Origin of the sequence: Zestomonas carbonaria, assembly GCF_904061905.1 — a bacterium.
Taxonomy (GTDB): Bacteria; Pseudomonadota; Gammaproteobacteria; order Pseudomonadales; family Pseudomonadaceae; genus Aquipseudomonas; species Aquipseudomonas carbonaria.
Genome location: NZ_CAJFCI010000032.1, coordinates 69,333 through 79,744, shown reverse-complemented (window position 1 = coordinate 79,744; position 10,412 = coordinate 69,333). Strand labels below are relative to the sequence as shown.

The following is a 10,412-nucleotide window of genomic DNA, read 5'->3' as shown; positions in this document are numbered from 1 at the left end:
CCTCACCCCAGCCCTCTCCCGGAGGGAGAGGGAGCAAGCGCGGTGGATCGGTCGGGCTCTGTGCCCACAGCCAACTCCGTCAGTCCCCTCTCCCCCTGGGAGAGGGCTAGGGTGAGGGCCGGCGGTCGGCACAACGAAGCCCCCTCCCCCGGAAAAAAACCACCTCGCAAACCACCAGGTTTTGCCCCCACATCACGCTTATGGATGTTAGTGGGCAGCCTTCATTCACCGACCTAGACTCGTGCCATTCCAATGGAGGCATAGCCCATGTCCGAGACCCTGCTCAGTTCCCGCAACCTGGCCTTCGAACTCTACGAAGTGCTGGACGCCGAAGCCCTGACCCAGCGCCCGCGTTTCGCCGACCACAACCGCGAGACCTTCGATGCGGCGATCGCCACCGCGCGCAGCATCGCCGAGGAGCTGTTTGCCCCGCACAACCGCAAGAACGACGAGCACGAGCCGCAGTACGTGGACGGCACGGCGGAGCTGATCCCCGAGATCAAGCCGGCGGTGGACGCCTTCATCGAGGCCGGTTTCCAGAACGCCACCCGCGACTTCGAGCACGGCGGCATGCAACTGCCCAACCTGCTGTCGCGCGCCTGCTTCGCGCATTTCCAGTCGGCCAACATCGCCACCTCGTCCTACCCGATGCTGACCATGGGCGCCAGCCACCTGATCGAGAGCTTCGGCGACGAAAACCAGAAGCGCCGCTTCCTGCAACCGATGATCGACGGCCGCTTCTTCGGCACCATGGCGCTCACCGAGCCGCACGCCGGTTCCTCGCTGGCCGACATCCGCACCCGCGCCGAACCGCATGCCGACGGCAGCTACCGGATCAAGGGCAACAAGATCTTCATCTCCGCCGGCGACCACCCGCTGTCCGAGAACATCGTGCACATGGTCCTGGCCAAGCTGCCGGACGCACCGCCCGGGGTGAAGGGCATCAGCCTGTTCATCGTGCCCAAGTTCCTGGTCAACGACGACGGCTCGCTCGGCAAGCGCAACGATGTGACCCTCGCCGGGCTGTTCCACAAGATGGGCTGGCGCGGCACCACCTCCACCGCGCTTAACTTCGGCGACAACGGCGAGTGCGTCGGCTACCTGGTGGGCAAACCGCACCACGGCCTGGCCTACATGTTCCAGATGATGAACGAGGCGCGCATCGGCGTCGGCATGGGCGCCATCATGCTCGGCTACGCCGGCTACCTGTACTCCCTGGAGTATGCCCGCCAGCGCCCGCAGGGCCGCCTGCCGGACGGCAAGGACCCGAGCTCGCCGATGGTGCCGATCATCGGGCACACCGACGTGCGGCGCATGCTGCTGACCCAGAAGGCCTACGTCGAAGGCGCCTTCGACCTCGGCCTGTATTCCGCGCGGCTGGTCGACGATTGCGAGACCCTGGCGACCGAGGAGGAGCGCAAGCAGGCCCTGGAACTGCTCGACCTGCTGACCCCGATCGTCAAGTCCTGGCCCTCGGAGTTCTGCCTGAAGGCCAACGAGCTGGCCATCCAGATCCTCGGCGGCCACGGCTACACCCGCGAATACCCGGTGGAGCAGTACTACCGCGACAACCGACTCAACCCGATCCACGAAGGCACCCACGGCATCCAGTCGCTCGACCTGCTCGGCCGCAAGCTGACCCAGAACGGCGGCGCCGGCCTCAAGCAACTGACCCGCCTGATCCAGGGCACCTGCCAGCGCGCCGGGGCCTTCTCCAGCCTGGACGCCCTGCGCCAGCCGCTGGAGCAGTTGATGAGCCGCCTGCAAGCGGTGACCCTGGCGCTGCTCGGCGACCTGATGGCCGGCAAGGTCAACCAGGCGCTGGCCAACTCGGCGCTGTACCTCAAGGTGTTCGGCCACGCGGTGATCGGCTGGCGCTGGCTGGAACAGGCGATCCGCGCCGAAGAAGGGCTGGCCTCGGGCAACCCGGCGGATGCCGATTTCTATCGCGGCAAGCTGCAGGCGGCGCGCTACTTCCTGACCTGGGAAGTGCCGGCCTGCCACCACGACCTGGCCATCCTCGAAACCCGCGACGACACCTGCCTGGCGATGCAGGACGCCTGGTTCTGATCCACAAGGTGGGCCGGGCGAGCGCCGCCCGGTCCACCCCATAGACCCGGGTCTTGATGGGTTGCACCCATCCTACGAGGCTGCGAAAGCCCGTAGGGAACACCGCGCGCACCAATCCGGAGGCGACGCCAATCTCTCTCGGCCGTCCCGGCAAGCGGCGCACCCTACCCAAGCACTGAACTTCCCCCGCTCCTGGCCGTCTGAACCGGCCTGAACACGCTTGCGGTGACGCGCCACCGGCAGGTTAGAATCCGCTCACGCCAGCGCGCCCGCGCCAGTTCCCTCCTGCTTCTTCCATTCGTCACCATCGCCCGGAGCCCCACCCGTGGATGCCACCACCATCAATAGCCTGTTCCTGATCGGCGCGCTGCTGGTAGGAGCAAGCATCCTGGTCAGTTCGTTGTCTTCGCGCCTGGGCATCCCGATCCTGGTGATCATCCTCGCCGTGGGCATGGTCGCCGGCATCGACGGTGTCGGCCACATCAGCTTCACCAACTACCCGCTGGCCTACCTGGTGGGCAACCTGGCACTGGCGGTGATCCTCCTCGACGGCGGCCTGCGAACCCGCGTGTCGAGCTTCCGCGTGGCGCTGTGGCCGGCGCTGTCGATGGCCACGGTCGGGGTACTGATCACCACCGGGCTGACCGGCATGGCCGCCGCCTGGCTGTTCGACCTCACCCTGCTGCAAGGCCTGCTGATCGGCGCCATCGTCGGCTCCACCGACGCCGCCGCGGTGTTCTCGCTGCTCGGCGGCAAGGGCCTCAACGAGCGGGTCAACGCCACCCTGGAAATCGAGTCGGGCAGCAACGACCCGATGGCGGTGTTCCTCACCGTGACCCTGATCGACATGCTCGCCAAGGGCCAGAGCGAATTCAGCCTGGAGTTCCTTGGCCACCTGGTGCGCGAGTTCGGCATCGGCGCGCTGCTCGGCATCGGCGGCGGCTGGCTGCTGGTGCAGGTGATCAATCGCGTGCACCTGGCCCACGGGCTGTATCCGCTGCTGGTGATCAGCGGCGGCCTGCTGGTCTTCTCGGTGACCAACGCCCTGCACGGCAGCGGCATCCTCGCCGTCTACCTGTGCGGCCTGGTGATCGGCAACCGGCAGATCCGCTCGCGCCACGGCATCCTGCACATGCTCGACGGCATGGCCTGGCTGGCGCAGATCGGCATGTTCCTGGTCCTCGGCCTGCTGGTCACCCCGCACGACCTGTTGCCCATCGCCATCCCCGCACTCGCCCTGGCGCTGTGGATGATCCTGCTCGCCCGCCCCCTGTCGGTGCTGGTCGGGCTGTGGCCGTTCCGCGCCTTCCATGACCGCGAGAAGATGTTCATCGCCTGGGTCGGCCTGCGCGGCGCGGTGCCGATCATCCTCGCCGTGTTCCCGCTGATGGCCGGCCTGGAGAACGCCCAGTTGTATTTCAACCTGGCCTTCTTCATCGTCCTGGTGTCGCTGCTCGTGCAGGGCACCAGCCTGCCCTGGGCGGCCAAGCTGCTGCGCGTCACCGTGCCGCCGGAGCCGGCGCCGATCTCCCGCGCCGGCCTGGAGGTACACCCGACCAGCGAGTGGGAGCTGTTCGTCTACCGCCTGGGCGCCGAGAAATGGTGCATCGGCGCGCCGCTGCGCGAACTGCGCATGCCCGAGGGCACCCGCGTCGCCGCACTGTTCCGTGGCCGCGAACTGCTCCACCCGTCCGGCAGTACCGTCCTGGAGGCGGGCGACATCCTCTGCGTGGTCGGTCATGAACGCGACCTGCCGGCCCTCGGCAAGCTGTTCAGCCAGGCACCGACCCGTGGCCAGGACCTGCGTTTCTTCGGCGACTTCGTCCTCGAAGGCGACGCCGAGCTGCACGCGGTGGCGGCGCTCTACGGTATCGCGCTGGGCGAAGTGGACGGCAGCCAGCCTCTGGCGCGCTTCATCGGCCACGAGATCGGTGGCGCGCCGGTGATCGGCGACCAGGTGGAGTGGAACGGCCTGACCTGGACGGTGGCGGCGATGGAGGGGAACAAGATTCGCAAGATCGGCGTCAAATTCCCCGATGGCGCCCGACCGGGGCCAGGACTCTTCCTTTAGGGTCTGTTGCCGTTTCGGCGCGGCCGCGACTAAATGGCAACAGACCCTACCACCCCATCCGAGCGCACGATTTCGTGACCATGCCCCTCCTGCGTACCGTTTTCGCCGCCACGCTGCTCGGCCTCGGCCTGCTGCTCCAACCTGCGCTGCAGGCTGCCGAAGCACCGGACCCCACCGAGGTGCAGCGCAGCCTCGACGGCCTCGCCGACCGCAAGCTGGCCGAAGCCGACCAGCAGGCGCTCCGCCAGGTGCTCGAAGACACCCTGCAACAGCTCGAACAGAAGGCCACCAACGAACAGCGCCTGGCCGAACTGCGCGAACAATTGGCCACCGCGCCGCGCCAGGTGCTCGAAGCGCAGCGCGAACTGACGCGTCTCAAGGCCAGCCAACCGGCCGACCCGGCCAAGCGCTACGCCGACAGTTCGGTGGAACAGCTCGAACAGGTGCTCGCCGAGCGCAACGCCCAACTCACCGACTGGCAGCAGCAACTGGCCGCCGCCAACAGCCTGATCGTCACCGCGCAGACCCGTCCCGAACGGGCGCAGGCGGAAATCAGCCAGGGCCAGACGCGCACCCTGGAGATCAACAACCTGCTCAAGCTCGGCAAGGAGCAGGGCAAGCCGCTGAGCGCCGAACGGCGCGACCAGCTCAACGCCGAACTGGCCGCGCTCGCCGCGCGGGCCCAGTTGCGCCGCGAGGAATTGGCCGGCAACAGCCTGCTGCAGGACCTCGGCCGCGCCCGCCACGACCTGCTCGAAGAACGCATCCGCCGCGCCGAGCAGGAAAGCCTGGCGTTGCAGTCGCTGATCAACGACCTCCGCCGCGAACAGTCCGAGCGCACCGTCGCCGAGCTGTCCCGCGAAACCCGGCAGACGAGCGGCGACAACCTGCTCGCCCGGGAAAGCGCCACCAACCTGAAGCTCTCCGACTACCTGCTGCGCTCCACCGAACGGCTCAACGACCTGACCCGCAAGAACCTGGAAACCAAGCAGCAACTGGACAACCTCAACCAGGTGGACCAGGCCCTCGACGAGCAGATCGACGTCCTCCAGGGCAGCCTGTTGCTGGCCAAGGTCCTCTACCAGCAGAAGCAGGCGCTGCCGAGCGTCGCGGTCGACCGCAACCTGGCCGACGAGATCGCCGATATCCGCCTCTACCAGTTCGAGATCAACCAGCATCGCGAACAACTCAGCAACCCCGAGGCCTTCGTCGACCAGCTCCTCGCCAAGCAACCCGCCGAACAGGCCACTCCCGAGCTGCGCAACACGCTCCGCGAACTGATCGCCACCCGCAGCGAACTGCTGGAACGCCTCAACCGCGAGATGAGCGCGCTGCTCAACGAATCCATCACCCTGCAACTCAACCAGAAGCAGTTGCAGAGCACCGCCGACAATCTGCGCACCACCCTCGAAGAACAGATGTTCTGGATTCCCAGCAACCGGCCGATCGACATGGCCTGGCTGGACAACGTGCCGCACCTGCTGGAACAGCAGCTCGGCAGCGTGGCCTGGGGCTCGGCGGTCAGCGAACTGGTCGCCGGGCTGTTCGACAAGCCGCTGGTGTTCCTGCCGCTGCTGGTGCTGGTCGGCCTGCTGCTCTGGCGGCGTAGCTGGTTGCAGAGCAAGCTGGTCGGCCTGCACCAGGACATCGGCCACTACAAGCGCGACAGCCAGTTGCACACGCCGCTGGCGCTGCTGCTCAACCTGCTGCTGGCGATGCCCGGCACCCTGCTGCTGGCCCTCGCCGGCTTCGCCCTGCAGATGGACGCGCGCGGCCAGAACGCCACGTTCGGCGCGGCGCTGATCAAGATGTCGATGGCCTGGCTGGTGTTCTACACCGCCTACCGGGTGCTGGCCCCGTCCGGGGTGGCCGAGCTGCATTTCCACTGGCCGCGTCCGCAGGTGGCCTTCCTGCGTCCGCAGATACGCAACTTCGGCCTGGTGGTGATGGCGCTCGCGGCGGTGGTGACGGTCGCCGAGCACCAGCCCGAGACGCTGGCCGACGACGCCATCGGCATCACCGTGGTGCTCACCTGCTATGCGCTGATGACCTGGCTGATGGGCAAGCTGCTGTTCGACCCACCGACCCGCGAGCGCGCCTCGGCGTTCCGCCTGCTGCTCGGCGTGGCGGTCACCGCCCTGCCGGTGGCGCTGTTCGTCGCCGTCTGCGCCGGCTACTACTACACCGCGCTGAAGCTCAGCGACCGGCTGATCGACACCCTCTATCTGCTGCTGCTCTGGCTGGTGCTGGAAGCCGCCTTCGTGCGCGGCCTGGGCGTCGCCGCCCGGCGCCTGGCCTACCAGCGCGCGCTGAGCAAGCGCCAGGCGGCGGGCGGCGACGAGGTCGTCGAAGAGCCGACCCTGGACATCGAGCAGGTCAACCAGCAGTCACTGCGCCTGATCAGCCTGGCCCTGCTGGTCGCCTTCGTCATCGCCCTGTACTGGGTGTGGGCCGACCTGATCTCGGTGTTCGCCTACCTCGACAACGTCACCCTCTACCAGTACAGCGCCGGCAGCGGCGCCGCCGCCACGCTGGTGCCGATCAGCCTCGCCGACCTGCTCGGCGCGCTGGCGATCCTGGTCATCACCATCGTCCTCGGCCGCAACCTGCCCGGCCTGCTGGAAGTCCTGGTGCTGTCGCGGCTGAACCTGGCCCAGGGCAGCGCCTACGCGACGACCACCCTGCTGTCCTACGCCATCTTCGGCTTCGGCATGGTCTCCACCCTCGGCACCCTCGGGGTGAGCTGGGACAAGCTGCAATGGCTGGTGGCGGCGCTCTCGGTGGGTATCGGCTTCGGCATGCAGGCGATCTTCGCCAACTTCATCTCCGGCCTGATCCTGCTGTTCGAACGGCCGGTGCGGATCGGCGACACCGTGACCATCGGCACCGTCACCGGCACCATCAACCGCATCCACATCCGCGCCACGCACATCACCGACAGCGACCGCAAGGAAGTGATCGTGCCCAACCAGACCTTCCTGACCAGCCAGTTGATCAACTGGACGCTCACCGACACGGTGACCCGCGTGGTGCTGCTCTACAACGTCAACCGTGGCGCCGACCTCGAACTGGTGCGCAAGCTGCTGCTGCAAGCCACCCAGGAGAACTCGCGGGTGCTGCGCGACCCGGCGCCCAGCGTACAGTTGAAGACCTACGGCGCCACCACCCTGGAGCACGAGCTGAAGATCTACGTGCGCGAACTGGGCGACCGTGGGCTGGCCACCGACGAACTGAACCGGCGCATCGACCAGTTGTTCCAGGAGCACGGCATCAACGTGTCGAGCACGCCGCAGATGGACATCACCCTCATCAACGCCAAGGGCGAGCAACGCAGCCTCGACAGCTCCGCCCCGGCTCCCGAGGCGCCGGCCGCGCCGCAATCCTAGGTCTCGTTCCCGCCGGGACTTGCCCGGCGGCGGCCATCCGGCCAAGCTGAGCCGATGAAAACCCTCACCGAACTGCATTTCGACAACCGCTACGCCCGCCTCGGCGACGCCTTCTCCACCGAAGTGACACCCGAGCCGATCGCCGAGCCACGCCTGGTGGTCGCCAGCGAAGCGGCCATGGCCCTGCTCGACCTCGATCCGGCGGTGGCGGACGATCCGCTGTTCGCCGAACTGTTCGCCGGGCACAAGCTGTGGTCCACGGCCGAGCCCCGGGCGATGGTCTATTCCGGGCACCAGTTCGGCGTCTACAACCCGCGCCTGGGCGACGGCCGTGGCCTGCTGCTCGGCGAAGTGGTCAACGACGCCGGCGAGTACTGGGACCTGCACCTCAAGGGCGCCGGGCAGACGCCGTACTCGCGCATGGGCGACGGACGCGCAGTGCTGCGCTCGTCGATCCGCGAATTCCTCGCCAGCGAACACCTGCACGCCCTGGGCATCCCCACCAGCCGCGCCCTGTGCGTCACCGGCTCGACCACCCCGGTGTGGCGCGAAAAACGGGAAACCGCCGCCATGCTGCTGCGCCTGGCGCGCAGCCACGTGCGCTTCGGCCACTTCGAATATTTCTACTACACCGGCCAGCACGAACACCTGACCACACTCGGCGAGCACGTGCTGGCCAGCCACTTCCCCGAGTGCCAGGCGCAGGAGCGGCCCTACGCGGCGCTGTTCCGCGAAGTGGTCAAGCGCAACGCCGGGCTGATCGCCCTCTGGCAGGCCTACGGCTTCTGCCACGGGGTGATGAACACCGACAACATGTCGATCCTCGGCATCACCTTCGACTACGGCCCCTACGCCTTCCTCGACGACTTCGACGCCAACCACATCTGCAACCACTCCGACGACAGCGGCCGCTACAGCTTCAGCAACCAGGTGCCCATCGCCCACTGGAACCTGGCCGCCCTGGCCCAGGCGCTGACGCCCTTCGTCGAGGTGGAGGAACTGCGCGAGACCCTCGGCCTGTTCCTGCCGCTGTACCAGGCCCACTACCTCGACCTGATGCGCCGCCGCCTCGGCTTCACCAGCGCCGAAGAGGAAGACCAGGAACTGGTGCAGCGCCTGCTGCAACTGATGCAGGGCAGCGCCATCGACTACAGCCGCTTCTTCCGGCGGCTCGGCGAGGAGGTGCCGGAGCAGGCACTGAAAGCCCTGCGCGAAGAGTTCGTCGACCTCGCCGGCTTCGACGCCTGGGGCTCGGCCTACCGCGCCCGCGTCGAGCGTGATGGCGGTGAACAGGCGGATCGCCAGGCGCGCATGCACGCGGTCAATCCCAAGTACATCCTGCGCAACTACCTGGCCCAGCAAGCCATCGAAGCCGCCGAACAGGGCGACTACGCCCCGGTGCGCGAGCTGCACGCAGTGCTTTCCCGGCCGTTCGACGAACAGCCCGGCATGGACCGCTACGTCGAACGCCCGCCGGAATGGGGGAAGCATCTGGAGATCAGTTGTTCGTCGTGAGGGTGGGTGCGGTGCCAGCCGACGACACCCTCTCCCCCGGCCCCTCTCCCGCAAACGGGAGAGGGGTGACTTGGACCCAACCTCCGTAGCCCAGATGGAATCCAGGGAAAACCGGCAACTCCGCTTCCCGGACTGCATCCGGGCTACATGGCTGACGCCACCCAAGGCACGGACTGCTCCCTCTCCTATTTATGGGGGCACGCCTAGTGGAGAGGGTTGGGGAGAGGGGCGTGGTCTCAGCCAACACCACCCTCTCCCCCGGCCCCTCTCCCGTAAACGGGAGAGGGGTGACTTGGACCAACTTCCGTAGCCCGGATGGAATCCGGGGAAAACCAGCGGCTCCGTCTCCCGGATTGCATCCGGCTACATGGCTGACTCCACCCAAGGCACGGACCGCCCCCTCTCCCATTTATGGGGGCACGCCTAGTGGAGAGGGTTGGGGAGAGGGCCCGCGAGATCCGCCAGCATCATCCCTTCCCCCGTAGCCCGGATGCAATCCGGAAAAACCTACCGCCCCAACAACCACTCCAATCCCATCGCCACATGCCGCTCGCCGCTATCCACCAACGGCAGCGGCGCCTCCACGCCCTCCAGCAACAAACCAATCTCGGTACAACCAAGGATCGCCGCCTGCGCTCCCCGGTCCTTCAGGCGCTCCAGCTCGTCCAGATAGAAAGCCCGCGACGCGTCCAGAAAGCGCCCCTGGCACAGCTCCTGGTAGATCACCCGGTCGATCTCCTCCATGCCCGCCGCGTCCGGCACCAGCACCTCGATGCCATAACGCTCGCCGAGCCGTTCGCGGTAGAAGGCTTCCTGCATGGTGAAGCGGGTGCCGAGCAGCGCCGCGCGCGTCACGCCTTGCGCCCGCAGCGCCTCGCCGACCGCGTCGCCGATGTGCAGCAGGGGAATGTCGACCGCCGCCTCGATGGCCGCCGCCACCTTGTGCATGGTGTTGGTGGCCAGCAGCAGCGCGCCGGCGCCGGCCCGTTCCAGGCCCTGGGCGGCGCTGGCCAGTTGGCGGCCGGCCTCGTCCCAGTCGCCGGCGTGTTGCAGCGCGGCGATCCCGGCGAAATCCACCGAGTGCAGCAGCAACGGCGCCGAGTGCAGGCCGCCGAGGCGTTCGCGCACGCCCCGGTTGAGCAGTTGGTAGTAGGTGACGGTGGATTCCCAGCTCATGCCGCCGAGTACGCCCAGAAGTCGCATGCCTTGTCCTCCTCGTGGTCCGTTCCCCAGGCTAGCGGCCGAGCGGCCATCGACACAGACACAGTTCCCGGCCGAGCCTGCGGTACAGCCCGCGGCGGAGGCTGCTTATCCCCACAGAGCATATAAACCTTCGTAAACAGTCTTAGACTCTCTAAGAAAAGCTGGCT

General features: G+C 67.4%; 5 protein-coding genes. 4 read left to right on the top strand and 1 reads right to left on the bottom strand.

Annotated features, from left to right (window positions below; genetic code table 11):
- Positions 1-267 precede the first annotated feature (267 nt).
- The 4 genes from PSEWESI4_RS08150 (at position 268) to selO (ending at position 9,042) form a co-directional block, all read left to right on the top strand.
- Positions 268-2,070 carry an acyl-CoA dehydrogenase gene (locus PSEWESI4_RS08150; RefSeq protein WP_187670699.1) on the top strand — a complete coding sequence of 601 codons (1,803 nt, stop codon included), beginning with the start codon at positions 268-270 and terminating at the stop codon, positions 2,068-2,070.
- A gap of 325 nt (positions 2,071-2,395) precedes the next feature.
- Positions 2,396-4,141, top strand: coding sequence for a potassium/proton antiporter (locus PSEWESI4_RS08145; protein WP_187670698.1), 1,746 nt, complete (start codon positions 2,396-2,398; stop codon positions 4,139-4,141).
- A gap of 80 nt (positions 4,142-4,221) precedes the next feature.
- Positions 4,222-7,527 (top strand): mechanosensitive channel MscK, encoded by a 3,306-nt coding sequence (gene mscK / locus PSEWESI4_RS08140; RefSeq protein WP_187670697.1) that lies wholly within the window; start codon positions 4,222-4,224, stop codon positions 7,525-7,527.
- A gap of 54 nt (positions 7,528-7,581) precedes the next feature.
- Positions 7,582-9,042 carry a protein adenylyltransferase SelO gene (gene selO, locus PSEWESI4_RS08135; RefSeq protein WP_187670696.1) on the top strand — a complete coding sequence of 487 codons (1,461 nt, stop codon included), beginning with the start codon at positions 7,582-7,584 and terminating at the stop codon, positions 9,040-9,042.
- Between the two features lie 507 nt (positions 9,043-9,549).
- Here selO and PSEWESI4_RS08130 read toward each other — a convergent pair.
- Positions 9,550-10,245, bottom strand: a complete 696-nt coding sequence (locus PSEWESI4_RS08130; RefSeq protein ID WP_187670695.1) for an aspartate/glutamate racemase family protein — start codon at positions 10,243-10,245, stop codon at positions 9,550-9,552.
- Between the last annotated feature and the right edge of the window lie 167 nt (positions 10,246-10,412).